The sequence below is a fragment of the Agaribacterium haliotis genome (genome assembly GCF_002312815.1).
Classification (GTDB): domain Bacteria; phylum Pseudomonadota; class Gammaproteobacteria; order Pseudomonadales; family Cellvibrionaceae; genus Agaribacterium; species Agaribacterium haliotis.
This window is the reverse complement of record NZ_NKQJ01000003.1, coordinates 188961-206377: the sequence shown is the minus strand read 5'-3', so window position 1 is coordinate 206377 and position 17417 is coordinate 188961. Positions and strand designations below refer to the sequence as shown.

The following is a 17417-nucleotide window of genomic DNA, read 5'->3' as shown; positions in this document are numbered from 1 at the left end:
TTGAAGCTTTTTTTAGGGCTGTTTTTTATCGTTTTTCTTATACAGCTGCTTGGCCTAATTTTGCTGATGCAGGGCTTTGCCTTTGTTCTTGTTGTAGTGCTAACCGCATTTTTATCTGTGTCTGTTGCGGCTATTTTGGCTTTGCTGCTTCGCCCCAAACAGGGGGCTTATCAGGCTCTGCGTCAGGGCTTGGAGTTCTTTAAGGATTCTGACTTTAGTGTGCGTTTGGCTAAATCGGGCTGCCGCGAGGAACAGGAGTTAAACGATCTTTATAATCTGTGTGCGGATGCTTTGCATGAAGAGCAAATAAAGATACAACAGAAGGAATTGTTGTTTGAAAACGTAATGCAAAATGCCAATGTTTTAATTCTTCTTGCCGATGAAGATGGGCATATTTTTCATCACAATACTTTAGCTGAAACGTTGCTTGGGCACAGATCTCCTGACTCGGGAGAGCTGTTATCGATTTATCTCTGTTCGCTACAGGCCGGGCTTGATCTGCGGCTAAATAGTCGGTCGGAACTGGTTTTTAACCTGCATACGGCTTCGGGCTATAGGCAGTGTTTAGCTTCTCGCGGTGAGTTTTTAACTGGTGCAGACCTGGTTTCAATTGTATTAATTAAAGATCTATCTGAACAGTTTTCAGCGAAAGAAGCAGATGTGTGGCGTACGACAATTAAAGTGGTGAGCCACGAGTTAAATAATAGCATCGCGCCGATTATGTCTATGGCTCAAAGTGGGCAGATGGCGATGGCTAAGCAGCGCCTTGATAGCTTAGATACCGTGTTCTCAACCATCATTGATCGATGTAACAACTTAAATCACTTTATTGATGGTTATTCAGCATTTGCCAAGTTGCCGTTACCGACTAAAGTCAGTGTGCCTTGGCGGGGCTTTATTGAATCGCTAAAGGCAAGCTATGAGTTTGTTGTCAGGGATAATTTGCCAAAATCGCCCGGCTTCTTTGATCCAGCCCAGTTGGAGCGAGTATTAATCAATGTGCTAAAGAATGCTCATGACTCAGGCTCGGCGGTAAAAGATATTGAGTTAAGCGTCACACAGACCGATAAATACAGCCAAATAACACTTAAAGATCGCGGTCGGGGCATGAGTGATAGTGTATTAAAACAAGCGTTACTGCCGTTTTTCTCGACCAAAGCCGAGGGCAGTGGTGTGGGCCTGGCGCTGAGTCGTGAGATCGTTCGGGCTCACGGCGGCAGCATGGCGCTTGAGAACAGAACCGGAGGGGGCTTAAAAGTTACCATGCTGCTGGCTTTGCAGTGAGACGAGCGGGCCTAGTGTCGGTTGGTGGTGTAGGTCGATAGTATCGGTCGATAGTGTAGACCGATAGTGTCGATGTATATCAAATTGGCCTTGTCGGACAGTGTTATCGGACAGTGATGCGTGTTGAAAGTATGTTAGCTTGAGCACCTAGTTCGGTGCCTTCGAAAACTGCCTTCGGAATAGTTTCATGACAACTCGCATATCACGATAACAAGAGAGCCGTTTAATGACATCTTCGCGCCATGCGCACAAGCCGGTTGGTATAAGCGGCCTTTTCGCTCGCATCCTCCTATGTTGCTGCTTATTTGCAAGCAGTGCCTTTGCGCAACAACCCAATATTCTTTTTATACTTAGTGACGACGCAGGTTACGCTGACTTTGGTTTTCACGGCAGCAAGGATATTCTCACTCCCCAACTCGACCAGCTCGCTTCTCAGGGGCTGCGCTTTAAACAGGCCTACGTGAGTGCCGCTGTGTGTGGGCCTTCGCGCGCGGGTCTGCTAACGGGCAAGTATCAGCAGCGCTTTGGTTACGAAGAGAACAATGTCCCTGGCTATATGAGCCTGTCCGGCACGCACGGAGATGCCATGGGCCTGCCCTTAGATCAACTTACTATGGCCGATTACCTCAAGCAGCAAGGTTATCGAACGGCGCTGTTTGGCAAGTGGCACCAAGGCAATGCCGATCGTTTCCACCCGATGAAGCGCGGCTTCGATGAGTTTTACGGTTTTCGCGGCGGCGCTCGCAGCTTTTACCCATTTTCTGAACAGAACCCCAACCACCGCAAAGAGGACTTTCTTGAGCGGGGCTTTTCTGTTTATGCCGAAAGTGATAAATATTTTACCGATACGCTGGCCGACGCCAGCATTGATTTTATTAAAAAAAATAAAAATCAGCCTTGGTTTGCCTTTGTCTCGCTAACGGCGCCACATGCGCCAATGGAAGCCCTTCCTGAAGACTTAGCACGCTTCCCTGATCTTGAGGGGACTAGGCAAATTTACGCGGCGATGATGTGGAATATGGATAAAAACATCGGCCGTATCCTGAGTGCGCTTGAGCAAGAGGGCCAGGCGGATAACACTTTGGTGGTGTTCACAAACGACAACGGTGGCCCTAGTGATCACAATGCTTCCGACAATGCGCCTTTCAGCGGTACCAAAGCCAATCATCTTGAAGGCGGCATACGTGTACCCATGCTAATGCGCTGGCCGGGTGTAACTCACGCCAATTCGACATTTGATCAAGCGGTGAGTTTACTCGATTTACTGCCGACCTTTTACCGCGCGGCCGGAGGAGCGTCAGCCCCGGCTGATCTCGACGGTGTCGACTTAAAGCCCTTTGTAACTGGTGAAAACACACAGGCGCCACATGAATTTTTGTTTTGGAAAAAAGAAGTACGTGCAGCAGTGCGCCACGGCGATTGGAAGTTGCTGCGTTTTCCCGACCGACAAGCGATGCTGTTTAATATCAAAAACGACCCGGGAGAAACGAACGATCTGGCTGCTAGCCACCCAGAGCTAAGTGCCAGATTATACAAAATCTTGTTTGCTTGGGAGTTGAAGCTAGAGCGCCCAGCCTGGCAGCTTAAACGCCAGTATGAAGGCGCAGCGATTAAACGTATGGATGATTATTGGCCTAAGGCTGCATTAAAAAATTAAGAGGATGGTTAGGTGTTTGTTAAAAACGCTCGGTTATTGTATTTGCCGCTACTGAAGATCGCTGTTGTTGCGAGTGTATGTTTAGCAAGTTTATGTGTGCAAGCTGAAGACAAACGGCCCAATATTGTTGTTATTCTGGCCGATGATCTCGGTTACAACGATGTGGGTTTTACCGGAGAAACTGAGATCCAAACGCCGAGTTTGGATCAGTTGGCCGAAGAGGGTGTGGTTTTTGAGAACGGTTTTGTTACCCACCCCTATTGTGGGCCTTCGCGGGCGGGTTTATTAACCGGTCGTTATCAGCAGCGCTTTGGTATGGAGAATAATATTTCTTACACGCCGTATGACCCCCATATGGGCCTGCCACTTACCGAGAAAACCTTTGCCAGGCGTTTGCAAGAGCTCGGTTATCACACGTCGGTATTTGGCAAGTGGCACTTAGGTGGGGCGCCGCATTTTCAGCCAAATCAGCGCGGTTTTGATTATTTTTATGGTTTTCTCGATGGCGGCCATAATTATTTTCCGCATGAGACCACAGTGGGGGGGGATGGATATTTACTGCCGATTATGCGCAACAGCCAAGTTGCTGAGTTTGACGAATATTTAACGACGGCGCTGAGTCGCGATGCCGCCAAATACATTGACAGGCGAAGCAAAGAAGACAGCCCATTTTTTATCTATATGAGTTACAACGCTCCGCACGCGCCGTTGCAGGCGCCTCAGTCCTATATTGATAAATACAAGCATATCAAAGATGAAAATCGCCGTATTTACGCCGCGATGGTTGAGGCGATGGACGACGGCATACAGATGCTTGTCAGCGCGCTTAAGAAGAATAAGGAACTGGATAATACCTTGATCTTTTTCTTAAGCGACAACGGCGGTGTATATCCGTATTCATGGTGGCCAAATTATACGTGGGCGGATAACAGCCCCTATCGTTTCGGCAAAGTTGCGATGACCGAAGGTGGTGTGCATGTGCCTTTTATTGCGCACTGGCCTAAGAAAATTAAGAAGGGCACGCGCTTTGACGGTTTAGTATCGTCGCTCGATATCGCCGCGACCTCGTTGGCTCTAGCTGGTGCTGATGTAAGCGGCGACAAAACCGCTAAGCTAGATGGCGTAGACTTGACGCCGTATATGACAGGTAAAAAAACAGGTTCACCGCACAAGGCCTTGTTTTGGCGCATGGAAGAGGCAGAAAATTTATGGGCTGTTCGCACTATGGATGCCAAATATATCAGCCAACCCTTACCCGATGTCGGTCGCGCCTATTACGATTTAACAAATGACCCGTATGAAAAAAACAACCTGCTTGGTAAATATCCCGAACAGCAAGCCAAACTTGCGGCCATGTGGAACGAATGGAATAAAGGCAATATACGCAACATTCAGCTGCAAAATATGGCTTATCTAGAGCGACGCAAGGAATTTTTTGATGAACTTTACAGTGAGAGTCTAAAGGCCTCGCAGGCTAAGGCGCCGATGGTGATTGAATAAGAGAGGGGCTGAGTGTTTATGGCCTTGTTGGTGGCAGAGTCTCTTTGGGCTGTCTAGGTCCTCGGGCCTAAGTCTCCAGGCCTAAGGGCTCAGGTCAAAGGCCTCGGGTCAAAACCGCTGATCAAAGCCTCAAGTTAAAGCTCGCGGTTCAAGCTTCTGGTTAAAACCGCAAGTTAAATTCCAATTTCTATAGTTTTTAAATTCGAGAAAAAATGAATAACAAAATTTCTATTTTATTTTCAGTTCTAGTGATGTGCGCTTCCGCTGTTTTGGCGGAAGATAAACGCCCCAATATTGTTGTGATTATGTCGGATGATGCCGGCTATAGCGATTTAGGTAGTTTTGGTGGTGAAATAAAAACACCGAATTTAGATCAGTTGGCCGCCGATGGTATGCGCTTAAGTTCGTTTTACAGCAATGCGCGCTGTAGCCCGACGCGGGCTTCATTGTTAACTGGGGTCGAAGCTTCTTATGTTGGTTTTGGCGGTGGTGTTGTTGGTGATTGGGTGCGCGAATTGCCATTCCCCGCGCACCGGGGGCGCTTGCCTTATCAGCAGCCTCTGATCTCTGAGCTGCTAGGGGCAAATGGTTACCAGACCATGATGGTTGGTAAGTGGCATCTCGGTGGCAGTTATATCAAAGACAATGTCGAAACAATGAGCCCTGCGTGGATAGCGAGTCATCCACCCGGCATGAAGTTAAGCAAAGAAGAAATGCAGCTTGATTATCTGGCGCTGCCACCTCAACGGGGTTTTCAACAGAGCTTTACCTGGATTGGAGCGCAGGGCAATTTATTTTTTGTAGAGGGCGATGAGCACGAATATTACGAAGGTAATAAAAAAGCAAAGCTGAAGTTTGAAAGCGAATACACAATACACCAGTTTGCCGACAATCCCTGGGCCAAACAACAGTACACCGCAAACCACGGTAAAACCGCCAAGGCTTTTTATGCAACAGATGGCATGACAGATAAAGCGCTGCTTATGCTTGATGATGCGGCAAAAAAGGAGCAGCCGTTTTTTATGTATGTTGCGTTTCGGGCCCCGCACCTGCCGTTGCAGGCTCCTGAAGAGCTTGTGCAGAAATATCTAAAACGATACGAGGATCTACAGGCGGTTGCCGACAATCGCCACCGCGGCCTGGTTGAACAAGGTTTATTTCCCAAAGATGCGCCTGTGCGCGATAACAGCTGGATATGGACTGAGCAAAAAGGTGGGCAGAGTAAAGAAAACATAGAAAACTACCAGCTTAAAGCCGCGTTGCATGCCGCAATGATGGAGAAGCTCGATGCCAATGTCGGCAGGCTTGTTCAGCAGCTTAAGCAAAGTGGCGAATACGACAATACTTTGATTGTCTATGTTTCCGATAACGGCGGTGCGGCCCATATCGGTGATTTGATGAACCAGCCCTATACGGGCGTAAAGGCTCTGCTCTGGGAGGGCGGCGCGCGAACACACGGAATCATCAGCTGGCCCGGAGTTATCAAACCCGGCAGTATTAGTGATGACTTAATCTGGGTTGGCGATTTAATGCCGACGTTTATGGAAATAAGTAAGACACAATTTCCAGAGACGTTTCGCGGCGCCAAACCCCGGCCTATGGACGGCCGCAGTGTTTTAGCTTCACTAAAAGGCGAAGAAATGGCGCCGCCGGAAGTTCTGTATCTCAATGACAAAGGTCAGCAGAGCTTAATTTATGAAGGTCGCTGGAAGCTGTTAATTGAGCCCGGCTGGTATTTGCAAACCAGCGCCAAAGAGGGCATCGCTTACGAGCTCTACGATTTAAGTGTTGACCCCGGTGAGGTTAACAACCTGGCAGATAAAAAGCCCAAGCTGCTTAAACAGCTTATCGCGATGGCTGATAAAAAGCGTATTGAAAGTGCTGTGGTCGACTACGCTGAGATTATTAAAATAAAACCCAAAGACCCTTATTAACAGGGCGCTAAGGTGGTTTGTTATTCTTCGGGCTTAGTGTGCTTCGGAGAGTGTTTTGGTTATCGGCGCGCTGCGCCTAGTTTCAAATTGCCGACGCAATTTGTGAACCGGAACTAAGAACAAGTTTGTGAGGCTATAGCTAATAAAAAACCCGATCCGCTTTCGCGGATCGGGTTTTTTATTAGTATGGTGGGCCTTCACGGACTTGAACCGTGGACCTATCGATTATGAGTCGAGTGCTCTAACCAGCTGAGCTAAAGGCCCTAAAATGCAGCGGCGCATTATAGTGCGCCGCGCTTATAAACACCAGATGCTTATTCGTCGAGGAAACCGCGCAGGTGGTCGGAGCGAGAGGGGTGGCGCAGTTTGCGCAGGGCCTTAGCTTCGATCTGACGGATGCGCTCGCGAGTTACGTCGAACTGCTTGCCCACTTCTTCAAGCGTGTGATCGGTGTTCATATCGATGCCAAAACGCATGCGCAGCACTTTGGCTTCGCGTGCGGTCAGGCCGCCGAGTACCGATTTGGTCGCTTCTTGCAGGCCGGAAGAGGTGGCGCTTTCAACCGGGCTGGTAATGGTGGTGTCTTCAATAAAGTCGCCCAGGTGGCTGTCTTCATCGTCGCCGATTGGCGTTTCCATGGAGATCGGCTCTTTGGCGATCTTAAGTACCTTGCGCACCTTGTCTTCGGGCATGTCCATGCGCTCAGCCAGCTCTTCGGGTGTCGCTTCGCGGCCCATTTCCTGCAGCATTTGGCGGCTGATACGGTTGAGCTTGTTAATTGTCTCTATCATGTGCACCGGAATACGGATGGTGCGCGCCTGGTCGGCAATTGAGCGAGTAATCGCCTGGCGAATCCACCAAGTGGCATAGGTTGAGAACTTGTAGCCGCGGCGGTATTCAAACTTGTCGACGGCCTTCATCAGGCCGATATTGCCCTCTTGAATCAGGTCGAGAAACTGCAGGCCGCGGTTGGTGTATTTCTTGGCGATGGAGATAACCAGGCGCAAGTTAGCTTCAACCATTTCTTTTTTCGCGCGGCGGGCGCGGGCTTCGCCGATGCTCATGCGGCGGTTGATCTCTTTAATGGTGGCCAGCGGCAGGCCACACTCTTCTTCAACCTGGGCGAGCTTGCGCTGGCTGCGCAAAATATCACCTTGGTAACCGCGCAGGGCATCGCTGTAATCGCGCTTTTTCTTAATGATGTCAGGGATCCATTCGAGGTCTGTTTCGTTACCCGGGAACTCCTTCATAAAGGTTTTGCGCGGCATGCCGGTGCGCTGAACACACAGGCGCATAATGGCTTTTTCTTCGGCGCGAATACGGTCGAGCATACCGCGAACATGGTCGTAGAGCGGATCAAACTGGCGCGGCGGAAGTTTGAAAAACTTAAACACTTCACCGAGCGCTTCGAGGGCGTCACCGGCTTCTTTGGTGTCGCGACCTTTGCTCTCGATTACTTTTTCTGCATTTTCGAGGGCGGCGCGCAGCTCGTCAAAACGCTCTTTGGCGTACTCTGGATCTATGCCGCCTGCGTTTTCATCTTCGTCGTCGCTGTTATCATCGTCGTTGTCAGCGTCGTCGTTTTTGCTGTTGTCTTGATTGATCGGCGTTGCCGCTTGCACTTCTTCAGCGGGGTCGAGCCAGCCGCTGATAACATCTGGCATACGGCGCTCGCCTTCGGCGATCAGGTCAAATTCACTGACCACAGTGCGCACTGCGTCGGGCCAGAATGCAAGGGCGTGAGTCAGCTCGCGCAGGCCTTCTTCAATGCGTTTGGCGATGGCGATTTCACCTTCGCGGGTCAGCAGTTCAACTGTACCCATTTCGCGCATATACATACGCACAGGGTCGGTGGTGCGGCCGGCTTCTGTTTCTACGGCAGCAAGCGCGGCGGCGGCTTCGGCAGCGGCGATTTCATCGGTGCTGTTGTCGCCGTCGGTCATCAACAGTTCATCGGCGTCCGGCGCTACTTCGTAGACGCGGATACCCATGTCGTTGATCATTTGAATGATGTCTTCAACCTGATCCGGATCGCTAAACTCATCCGGTAAGTGATCATTTACTTCGTCATAGGTAAGGTAGCCTTGTTCGCGGCCACGGTTAATCAGTTCTTTGATACGAGACTGTTGGGGTTGATCGCTCATTCAGATTCCCGTTGGTGGAGATTGGCGAAAAGCGCGCAATTATAAACAACAAGCCGTCGAGCGGCCAGTCAAGGCTAAGCAAGATGGGGGTTTTTTGCTCAATATCAAGGGCTTAGTTGCACTAATGTGACACTTATCTGCCACTTTGCAGGATCAGCTCCTGGTAGCGCCTTTTCTCTTCGGCGCTTAGCTTGGCAAGGCCCTTTTGATTGAGCCGCGCCAATTCGGACTTACTGCTTTGGTGTTGCAGGCTCTGGTTGATCTGTTTGATGCACGGAGCAAAATCGTTTGCCGCGCTGTAATTGCTCAGGTTACCGGCGCTGCGAAATAGCGGGTGGCTGACAAGTTCGCTTAATAACTGCTGGGATTCTGCGCCGTGCAAGCCGCCCCACCAGCCCATGATATTGATAAAGCTGGCTTGTGGGCGGCGCCTCAGGTAGGCGAGCAGATCCCTGAGCACTTTCAAGTCGTAATCTATGTTGCCGTCTGCTTGCTGCTCATCGCCGTCATTTAGCTTGATGTCACTCTCGCTCGCGAGCTCGGGGTGATTGAGCAGGACAATGGTCGCGCGCTTGGCGAGGCTGAGCTCAAGCAAGCTGCGCGCAGTCGCAGTATTGTTACTGCCCGGGTGTTGCGAGGCTGCTGCGCCGTAGGCTTCGCTGGGCGTATCGTTTAAGTGAGCGGGTACTTGCTCGCTGCTGAAGCCGCCGTAGTTGTAGTCGACAGTCGCGGGAGCCTGCTTGAGTTCGGGCGCATCCGCGCGGGTTTCTGCATTGGTTTCGCCATGCTCTTCCCGGCTGGCTTCGGGCTCTGGGCTTTTTAGTTCGGTGAATTCGAGTAGCTGTTCAGTGGCGAGTCCGGTGCGCTTAGCCAGGTTGTTATACATCAGGGTGCGATAAATACCCTCGGGCAGCTGGTGCAGCATTGGCGCGGCGTTTTTGGCAAAACGCGCGCGACCGTCGAGGCTATTCAGGTCGACGCCGTCGGCGGCCGAATCAAATAAGAATTGCTCCAGGGGCAGGGCTTGTTCGATTTGTTGGCCAAAGCGCTCGTGGCCGATTTGGCGCACGAGACTGTCTGGGTCCTGGCCTTCGGGCAGAAACAAAAAACGAATTTGGCGGCCGTCTTCCATGCTGCTCAGCGAGGCGTGCAGTGCGCGTTCGGCGGCCTTGCGCCCGGCTTTGTCGCCATCAAAACAAAATACAAGGTCTTTGACGTGGCGAAAGGCGAGTTTTAGGTGCTCTTCGCCGCAGGCTGTGCCGAGGGTGGCGACGGCGTTGTAGATGCCGTACTGGGCGAGGGCGATAACATCCATATAACCTTCGACAACAATCAGCTGCTCGAGGTTTTTGCTGTATTGGCGGGCTTCGTAGAGGCCGTATAGCTCGCGACTTTTGTGAAAAACCTCGGTTTCAGGCGAATTTAAGTACTTAGGTTTGCTGTCATCGAGCACGCGCCCACCAAAACCGATGCAGCGTCCGCGCACGTCGCGAATAGGGAACATAATGCGCTGGCGAAAGCGGTCGTAGCGTTTGTTTTCTTCTTTTTTATCGACAACAAGGCCGCAGTCGTCCAGTAACTGAAAGGCGCTTTCATTTTGGCCAAAGCGCAGCAGTAGGTTATCCCAGCCGGCGGGCGCATAACCGAGCTGGTAGAGCTTGGCGATCTGGCCGCTTAGGCCGCGCTGTTGCAAATAGCGCACGGCGTGATCGCGACCGGGGTGTTGGCGCAGCTGCTGCTGATAGTAGTCGTTCACTTCTACCAGCAAGCTGTAGCAGCGCTTGCGCTGCTGTTCGCGGGCATCCTGGATTTCGCTGCGCTGTTCCCGCGGCACTTCGACACCGGCGATTTTGGCGAGGCTGTCGACGGCATCGACAAAACCGACGCGGTCGTAGTCCATCACAAAGCTGATGGCGGTACCGTTTGCGCCGCAGCCAAAGCAGTAATAAAACTGCTTGTCGGGGCTTACGGTAAACGAAGGGGTTTTTTCGTCGTGAAAGGGGCAGCAGGCGCTGTAGTTTTTGCCGCTGCGCTTGAGCTTTACACGCTGATCCACCACGTCGACGATGTCGATACGGGTCAGTAGGTCGTCGAGGAAGTTCTGGGGGATACGGGACATGGCGGCAAGTTTAACTCGTCCGGCTATATTCGGAAATTTGTTTCTTCTGCCAGGCCCCGGTGGGCGTTTGTTTTTAGCTATTTAGCCGGGAATAAAGCGGCAGGCTTGCTATGTGTGAGCAGTTAGTGGGGTTGAAAGAAGCAAGCTTAATTAAGTTTTTGCTTAACCAGTTTGCTGACTTCACCCATGTCGGCACGGCCATGAACTTGGGGTTTGAGCACTGCCATTAGCTTGCCCATGTCGGCCATTGACGCTGCAGCAGTGCTGGCGATGGCCTGATCAACTAGCGCGCCGAGTTCGTCGCTGCTTAGTTGCTTGGGCAGGTAGTCTTGAATGACTGAAATCTCAAACTCTTCTGTTTCGGCGAGATCGCTGCGCTCGGCATCCCGATACTGCTGGGCGGCGTCGCGGCGCTGTTTGGCAGCTTTATCTAGAATAGCGAGTACACGCACATCGTCGAGCTCTATGCGCTCATCAACTTCGACGCGTTTAAACTCAGACATCAGCATACGCAATACCCCGAGACGCTGTTTGTCTCGCGCGCGCATAGCATCTTTCACTGCCTGGGCAATGCTGTCTTTAACTGGGCTGGCCATAATCAGAAGAGTTGCTTGGCGCGCTAAGAGTCGGCGCGCCGGGCGGCTTACTAAGTTGAATAAAACTTAGTAAGGGCGTGAGAAGCGACGGGTCTCGCGATTCACTTTTTTCATGTGACGCTTAACCGCGGCAGCCGCTTTACGCTTACGAACAGCAGTTGGCTTTTCGTAGAATTCACGACGACGTACTTCGGCGAGGATGCCCGCTTTTTCACAAGAGCGCTTGAAGCGACGCAGGGCGATATCAAATGGTTCGTTTTCTTTCAGTTTTACAGAAGGCATATGTACTAATGTTTCCGTTTTTAATGTCTTGAATGTTGCCGCCTGCACGGCAGCATCCACAAATTAGGGCGCGCATTCTATACCCAGAGCTAACGATGAGCAAGCATTGTGTGTAAATTTTAGCCCTTTAAGCCATGATTGCCCCGTGTAACTGTGTTATCGTCCGCGGCTTCTTTATATATAAGCTCGGCGGGCCGTTTATCGGGGGCACTTGCCGCAAGCAACTTGGTACAACAAACAACTTGGCGATAACAAATTTATGCGCGTTTTAGGCATTGAAAGTTCCTGTGATGAGACCGGCGTAGCGTTGTACGACAGCGAGCTCGGCTTGCTGGGGCACGAACTTTACAGTCAGATTGATGTTCACAGCGAATACGGCGGCGTGGTGCCCGAGCTGGCATCGCGCGATCACGTACGCAAACTTATTCCGCTGATCGATAAACTGTTGAAAGACTGCAAGTCCGAACAACAGGTTGATGCCGTGGCGTATACCGAGGGGCCCGGTTTGGTTGGCGCGCTAATGGTCGGCGCCTGCGCTGGGCGCGCCTTGGCGTACGCCTGGAAAGTGCCGGCAATTGGGGTGCACCATATGGAAGGGCATTTGTTGGCGCCGCTGCTTGAAGATAACGCGCCCGAATTTCCCTTTGTTGCGCTGCTTGTCAGTGGCGGTCACACACAATTAGTGCAGGTTGAAGCGATAGGTAAGTACCAATTGCTCGGTGAAAGCCTGGACGACGCAGCTGGTGAAGCATTTGATAAAGCGGCCAAGATGATGGATCTCGACTACCCCGGTGGGCCGCATATTGCCAGGCTTGCAGAGCTCGGTCAGGCTGGGCGTTTTAAATTTCCCCGGCCGATGTGTGACCGGCCCGGGCTCGATTTTAGTTTCAGTGGTCTAAAAACTTTCACCTTAAACACCGTCGAGGCAAATAAGCAGGAAAACGGTTTGCCCGACGATCAGTGCTGTGCCGATATCGCTCATGCATTTCAGGAAGCCGTTGTCGATACGCTGGTGATCAAGTGTCGCCGTGCATTGGAGGCCTGCTCCTATCAGCGCCTGGTGATTGCCGGAGGGGTCAGCGCCAATAGCCGTCTGCGTGAAAAACTGGAGGCGGCGCTCGCAAAAATGGGCGCCTCGGTTTTTTATGCGCGCCCAGAACTGTGCACCGATAATGGCGCGATGATTGCGTTTGCCGGTTATCAGCGCCTGGCTGCGGGCCAGCAAAGCGATTTGAGTGTGCAAGTTAAAGCGCGTTGGCCGATGCAGGAGTTGACGCCGCTTGAGGTGCAGGCTTGATGGACGTTGTATTTATTCGAGGCTTAAAAATAAGCACGGTTATCGGTGTTTACGAGCATGAAAAAAAGCAGCCTCAGAGCATTGTTTTTGATGTCGACATGCTTTGGGATAGTCAACGCGCGTGTAAAAGTGATGATTTAGAGCATGCGCTTGATTACAACGCGGTGTGCAAGCGTATAGAAAATCTTTGCCTTCAGACGCGCTTTGAATTGGTTGAAGCGCTGGCGCAAACGGTGGCCGAGTGTTTGATGACTGAGTTTAAGGTACCGGGTTTAAAGCTGCGCTTGTCTAAACCCGATGCCATCGGCAACACCTGCGATGTCGGTATTGTTATTCAGCGCGGTCAGCGCCTGCCGGCTTAAGTGTTACAGTGACTTTTGAGCTGTGAATGCTGTCGAGCAGCCGGCCAATAGCCTGCAGGCGGCGGCGCTCAAGTTCCGCGCCGATCTCGGGCCCGGTTAAGCCTTCATTAGTTAGCGCTCGGCCGCTAATACTTAAACAAAGTTTGGCGGCGTAGGCGAGCTGATTGGCGGAACTAAAATTATGGTTGCTTGAGCGCTGTGCTTGTACACAGGCTTTTGCACTTAATAAGAGTTCGTTAAAGCGTTGGCTTTTGCGCAGGGCATCACTTTGTTTGATGAGCGCAAAAATTTCTTCGGCGCAGAGCTGTTGGAAATTTGCGATGGCCCGTTGATGCTGGCTACACAGTGAAGCGAGTTCAATATAGTTTTTCGGGGCTTTTAGCTGCGCGAGCTGCTCGCGAATTTTTTGCGGGGCGAGTTGATGGCAAAGTGCTGACAGGCGCACAGGTTGGTTTGCTTGCAGTGAGCACGCCTTTTTAAGGGCCGCTATGGCGAGCTTGTTTTGCTGTAAGTTGGCAGATAGCTCAGGCATTAAAATCGCGAGCGCGCCACATTGTTGTAATATTTCAAAATATACCCAGGGGCTTCGCTCGCCGAGCGCTCTTTCGCTTTCTTTCCAGCTGCGCTCAGCAACAAGGTGCTGCATCTCACCAGATTTGACCAGGTTTTGCATAAGCGCCATGGTTTCTTCCGCAACACGAAAGCCCAGGTGCGCATAGCGCGCGGCAAAACGGGCGACACGCAAAACTCGCAGCGGGTCTTCAACAAAAGCATCACTGACATGACGCAGGATTTTTTTTTGTAAGTCTCTTTGGCCGCCATAGGGGTCAATTAATTGGCCGTCGCTACTTTGCGCCATGGCATTGATTGTTAAATCACGGCGAAGTAAGTCTTGCTCAAGTGTGATTGAACTGTCGGTATCAAAATTAAAACCACCGTAGCCTGCGGCAACTTTTCTTTCTTTGCGGGCGAGTGCGTACTCGTCTTTGCTTTCGGGGTGGAGAAAAACGGGGAAGTCTTTACCTACCGGGCTGAACCCGCGCGACAACATTTCGGCTTCTGTTGCGCCAACGACAACCCAATCTTGCTCAGAACTTGGATAATTGAGGAGTTTGTCGCGTACTGCGCCGCCGACGAGGAAAATTTTCATAAACGTGTTGACGGCCAGCTCGCTATAGCCCAGACTTTGCCCATCATTTTAGAACGAAGCGATCGAAATTTCGATGAGCACTTTTCACTTTTTGCCGAAACACAGCTTTACCGCTCCACTATGCGTGGCGGCGATTTGGCGTGTGCGCGTGGCACACGCGCGGCGGCAAGAGTGACAACATTGTAATACTAGTTTCACAAAAGGCCGCAGCGATTTTCCTGCGGCCTTTTTTGTTTTTACTCAAAAGCCCGAAGGAGAAACAACGCGATTCGACGAGCGATGACATAAACAGGAGGTAAATCATGAAGGTCATCATCGCCTACACAAGTGTTGTATTTATTTGGGCAACAACCCCCCTTGCCGTTCAATGGAGCAATAGCAGCCTGAGTTTTCAGGCCGCGGTGACTGCGCGTATGGCCTTGGCCGCGCTGCTGTGTGCTGCACTGTTGTTGATAACTCGTCGACCCCTTGTTAAACAAAAAAAAGACGTTTTAGCGTTTGCTGCAGGTGCGGTTGGTATCTTTCCAAATATGTTACTGGTGTACTGGTCTGCGCAGTTTATTCCGTCGTCGTTAATTGCGGTGATATTTGGTACTTATCCTTTTTTTACCGGGCTGTTTGCTCTGCTTTTGTTAAAACAAAACGCATTTAACCTTCAGCGAGTTTTGGCGCTGTTGGTGGCGGTTGCCGGTTTGGTGTTAATTAACTTGGATCAATTAGCGCTTGGCAAGCACGCGCTTTGGGGGGTACTTGGCATATTGTGTTCATCTGCACTTTTTGCTTTCTCCACCGTTTTGGTTAAAAAATCCGGTGCTCAGGTTGATGCCTTTCGCCAACTAAGCGGTAGTTTGTTTATCGCCGCTCCTTTTTTTGTTCTGACGTGGTTGCTGACGGATGCGAATGTGCCACAGAGCCTGGATATAAAGTCCATCGTCGGCGTGACTTATTTGGTTTTGGCCGGCTCCATGTTTGGCGGTGTGGCATTTTATTACGTGTTAACACGTTGCCAGGTGGTCACCGTGAGCTTGATTCCGCTGTTGACGCCGGTCATGGCAATTGCGCTAGGTGTTAGCCTTGAAGGTGAGCAGCTAAGCGCTCAAGTATTTTTCGGCAGTGCTTTAGTGCTTTTTTCTCTAGCGCTTTTTCAGGGCCTGGTGCAGAGTTTTGGGCGCTTTATCTATCGCTTCAGTTACAAAGGTTTGCGCAAAGGTGTACGCATGGGGGTGCTAAAGATAAAACCCTTATTTATTTGAGCGGGCTCTGATTAAGTGAGGTGAGCATATTGTTTGCTCGCCTCACTTTAATCTAGGGCCTGTTAACACTAATTAAGTGCACTCTGTTGCGCCCCTCATTCCGCTATCAAGGCGTTTGGAGCGCAGTTTGGTTACTCCAAATAAGCGACAAACAACACAGAGAGCGGGATGAGGGGCACAACCCGAAGGGCTGGGCCTGAATATCCGCCCCGATGCGTTACTTATCGCTTATTTAGCTTGCTAAACTGCGCTCAAAGCGCCTTTCTGGTCGAATACTCAGGCTCCAGCAGAGCGTATTTAATTAGTGTTAACAGGCCCTAATACAAAACTTTGCTGTGCAGGGCTGGCCGAGGTGGGGGCTTGCTCGCGACTGTGCCGTTGGTGCCAGGCGTCGAGAGCGCGTTGGCGCGCCTGTTTGTGATCGACGATGGCTTGTGGATAGTTTTGGCCGAGAACCACGCCCGCCTGTTTGAGTGCTGAGCTTGGCGCAGCCCAAGGTTCGTGACAGTAGCGGCTCGGTAGCGCTGAGAGCTCCGGCAGCCAGCGTTTTATATAGCAGGCCTCGGCATCAAATTTTTGCCCCTGGCTGATCGGGTTAAAGATGCGAAAGTAAGGCGCAGCGTCTGCGCCGCAGCCGGCTGTCCACTGCCAACCGCAAACGTTATTTGCCAAATCGGCATCGGCCAGACAGTGCCAAAACCAGGCTTCGCCTGCGCGCCAGTCTTGCATCAGGTGTTTGCACAAAAAAGACGCTACTAACATGCGTGCTCTATTTGGCATCCAGGCTTCTTGCCAGAGTTGCCGCATGGCGGCATCTATCAACGGGTAACCGCTTTGTCCGCGTTGCCAGCGCTCAACTAAGGCATTGTCGTTTTGGTAGGGAAAAAGATCAAAGCTGCTTTTAAAGTTTGCTTGGGGCAGTTCAGGTAGCTGGAAAAGCAAGTTCCAATTAAATTCTCGCCAAACCAGCTGCCTTAAAAAAGCGTGCTGTTCCTGTTCGGCCGCCATGCTCAGGCAGTCGTGCCACAAGCGTATTGGGCTTAATAAACCAAGTGCTAAGGCAACCGAGAGCTGGCTGCCACAGTTGTCGTCAATCTGGTCTCTGGAGTGCTGATAAGCATTCAGGCGTTTTTTTAGAAACTCATATGCGAGCTGTTCACTACTTGGGCCGTGGCACCAGCGCTGCAAGATAGCACCAGCCCACTTGGGCTCGGCTTGAGCATCGAGTTCATAGAGCCGGGCCGGGCTAATTTCCGGCTCTAGGGCGATGAGTTTTGCGTGTGAGCGATCAAAGGCCTCGGGGCGGCGAAGTTTTTGCAGGCAAAACTTTTTATAAAACGATGTGAATACTTTGTAGTATTCGCCTTGGCCGTTGAGTACGCTGGCAGGGGCAAGCATTAAAAAACTGTGCTCACAGACAAGCTCAAGACCCTGCTGTTGAGCCCACTCAAATAACTTAAGTTGCTGCGCGTACAGGTCTTTCTCGTAACACCAGCTCCAGCATATTTTTTGTATGCGGTGTTTAAGTACTAGCTGCTTGACTGTCTCTATCAGCCTACCTTCAAGTACATAGAGATCTAATTGCTGCTGTTGTAACTCAGATTTTAATCGTCGAAGTTGCTGTCTGAGAATAACATCTTGCGCTTGCGCTCCGGGGCGCTGCCCGCAGCGATACAGGTAAACAGGTAATACGGCATCTGCGCGACAGGCGGCGTTTAAGGCCGGGTTGTCATCTAGGCGGAGGTCTTTGAAAAAAAGTATTAGGCTGCGCATGTCGGCTTATACGCCTGATTTTTGGAAGTAGATTAGTTTACAGCTCAGCTTCCGCGAATTAGGGCA

The 17417-nt window shown here is 51.1% G+C and carries 13 protein-coding genes and 1 tRNA gene; 7 read left to right on the top strand and 7 right to left on the bottom strand.

Going from position 1 to position 17417, the window contains the following annotated elements:
* The 4 genes from CFK45_RS05385 to CFK45_RS05370 all read left to right on the top strand — a co-directional run bounded on the left by CFK45_RS05385 (position 1) and on the right by CFK45_RS05370 (position 6375).
* The gene (locus CFK45_RS05385; RefSeq protein ID WP_096085399.1) at positions 1 to 1284 is read left to right on the top strand and encodes a sensor histidine kinase; all 1284 of its coding nucleotides are present in this window, start codon (positions 1 to 3) and stop codon (positions 1282 to 1284) included.
* Positions 1285 to 1510: 226 nt separating this feature from the next.
* Positions 1511 to 2941, top strand: a complete 1431-nt coding sequence (locus CFK45_RS05380; RefSeq protein ID WP_096085398.1) for a sulfatase — start codon at positions 1511 to 1513, stop codon at positions 2939 to 2941.
* 96 nt (positions 2942 to 3037) lie between these two features.
* Entirely contained in the window at positions 3038 to 4441 is a 1404-nt protein-coding gene (locus tag CFK45_RS05375) for a sulfatase family protein (RefSeq protein WP_239923567.1), read from the top strand.
* A gap of 212 nt (positions 4442 to 4653) precedes the next feature.
* Positions 4654 to 6375 carry a sulfatase-like hydrolase/transferase gene (locus CFK45_RS05370; protein ID WP_096085397.1) on the top strand — a complete coding sequence of 574 codons (1722 nt, stop codon included), beginning with the start codon at positions 4654 to 4656 and terminating at the stop codon, positions 6373 to 6375.
* 187 nt (positions 6376 to 6562) lie between these two features.
* Here CFK45_RS05370 and CFK45_RS05365 read toward each other — a convergent pair.
* The 5 genes from CFK45_RS05365 to rpsU all read right to left on the bottom strand — a co-directional run bounded on the left by CFK45_RS05365 (position 6563) and on the right by rpsU (position 11516).
* Positions 6563 to 6639 (bottom strand) — tRNA-Ile (locus CFK45_RS05365).
* 50 nt (positions 6640 to 6689) lie between these two features.
* Positions 6690 to 8519, bottom strand: coding sequence for an RNA polymerase sigma factor RpoD (gene rpoD, locus CFK45_RS05360; RefSeq protein WP_096085396.1), 1830 nt, complete (start codon positions 8517 to 8519; stop codon positions 6690 to 6692).
* Positions 8520 to 8652: 133 nt separating this feature from the next.
* Positions 8653 to 10638 carry a DNA primase gene (dnaG, locus tag CFK45_RS05355; RefSeq protein WP_096085395.1) on the bottom strand — a complete coding sequence of 662 codons (1986 nt, stop codon included), beginning with the start codon at positions 10636 to 10638 and terminating at the stop codon, positions 8653 to 8655.
* Positions 10639 to 10784: 146 nt separating this feature from the next.
* Positions 10785 to 11234: a GatB/YqeY domain-containing protein gene (locus CFK45_RS05350; protein WP_096085394.1), complete on the bottom strand. Its 450-nt coding sequence runs from the start codon at positions 11232 to 11234 to the stop codon at positions 10785 to 10787.
* A 66-nt stretch (positions 11235 to 11300) separates the two neighbouring features.
* Positions 11301 to 11516, bottom strand: a complete 216-nt coding sequence (rpsU, locus tag CFK45_RS05345) for a 30S ribosomal protein S21 (protein WP_096085512.1) — start codon at positions 11514 to 11516, stop codon at positions 11301 to 11303.
* Between the two features lie 259 nt (positions 11517 to 11775).
* Here rpsU and tsaD point away from each other — a divergent pair, with 259 nt between their 5' ends.
* The gene (gene tsaD / locus CFK45_RS05340) at positions 11776 to 12813 is read left to right on the top strand and encodes a tRNA (adenosine(37)-N6)-threonylcarbamoyltransferase complex transferase subunit TsaD (protein ID WP_096085511.1); all 1038 of its coding nucleotides are present in this window, start codon (positions 11776 to 11778) and stop codon (positions 12811 to 12813) included.
* Positions 12813 to 13175: a dihydroneopterin aldolase gene (folB, locus tag CFK45_RS05335; protein WP_096085393.1), complete on the top strand. Its 363-nt coding sequence runs from the start codon at positions 12813 to 12815 to the stop codon at positions 13173 to 13175. Before tsaD ends, folB begins: the two co-directional genes overlap by 1 nt.
* Here folB and CFK45_RS05330 read toward each other — a convergent pair.
* Positions 13144 to 14325 carry a tRNA nucleotidyltransferase/poly(A) polymerase-related protein gene (locus tag CFK45_RS05330; RefSeq protein WP_096085392.1) on the bottom strand — a complete coding sequence of 394 codons (1182 nt, stop codon included), beginning with the start codon at positions 14323 to 14325 and terminating at the stop codon, positions 13144 to 13146. The two genes, folB and CFK45_RS05330, sit on opposite strands and share 32 nt — an antisense overlap.
* Before the next feature lie 302 nt (positions 14326 to 14627).
* Between CFK45_RS05330 and CFK45_RS05325 the strand changes: the two genes are divergently transcribed.
* A complete protein-coding gene (locus CFK45_RS05325) occupies positions 14628 to 15578 on the top strand; it encodes a DMT family transporter (protein WP_096085391.1) in 951 nt (316 codons plus the stop codon).
* Between the two features lie 297 nt (positions 15579 to 15875).
* Here the strand turns inward: CFK45_RS05325 and CFK45_RS05320 are convergent, their stop codons facing one another.
* Positions 15876 to 17351 carry a cryptochrome/photolyase family protein gene (locus tag CFK45_RS05320; RefSeq protein WP_096085390.1) on the bottom strand — a complete coding sequence of 492 codons (1476 nt, stop codon included), beginning with the start codon at positions 17349 to 17351 and terminating at the stop codon, positions 15876 to 15878.
* Between the last annotated feature and the right edge of the window lie 66 nt (positions 17352 to 17417).

Bases quoted from the DNA above. Each gene is read 5' to 3' on its own strand.
- CFK45_RS05380 (WP_096085398.1), top strand. From the start codon at position 1,511: ATGACATCTTCGCGCCATGCGCACAAGCCGGTTGGTATAAGCGGCCTT.
- CFK45_RS05370 (WP_096085397.1), top strand. From the start codon at position 4,654: ATGAATAACAAAATTTCTATTTTATTTTCAGTTCTAGTGATGTGCGCT.
- rpoD (WP_096085396.1), bottom strand. From the start codon at position 8,519: ATGAGCGATCAACCCCAACAGTCTCGTATCAAAGAACTGATTAACCGT.
- dnaG (WP_096085395.1), bottom strand. From the start codon at position 10,638: ATGTCCCGTATCCCCCAGAACTTCCTCGACGACCTACTGACCCGTATC.
- CFK45_RS05350 (WP_096085394.1), bottom strand. From the start codon at position 11,234: ATGGCCAGCCCAGTTAAAGACAGCATTGCCCAGGCAGTGAAAGATGCT.
- rpsU (WP_096085512.1), bottom strand. From the start codon at position 11,516: ATGCCTTCTGTAAAACTGAAAGAAAACGAACCATTTGATATCGCCCTG.
- tsaD (WP_096085511.1), top strand. From the start codon at position 11,776: ATGCGCGTTTTAGGCATTGAAAGTTCCTGTGATGAGACCGGCGTAGCG.
- folB (WP_096085393.1), top strand. From the start codon at position 12,813: ATGGACGTTGTATTTATTCGAGGCTTAAAAATAAGCACGGTTATCGGT.
- CFK45_RS05330 (WP_096085392.1), bottom strand. From the start codon at position 14,325: ATGAAAATTTTCCTCGTCGGCGGCGCAGTACGCGACAAACTCCTCAAT.
- CFK45_RS05325 (WP_096085391.1), top strand. From the start codon at position 14,628: ATGAAGGTCATCATCGCCTACACAAGTGTTGTATTTATTTGGGCAACA.
- CFK45_RS05320 (WP_096085390.1), bottom strand. From the start codon at position 17,351: ATGCGCAGCCTAATACTTTTTTTCAAAGACCTCCGCCTAGATGACAAC.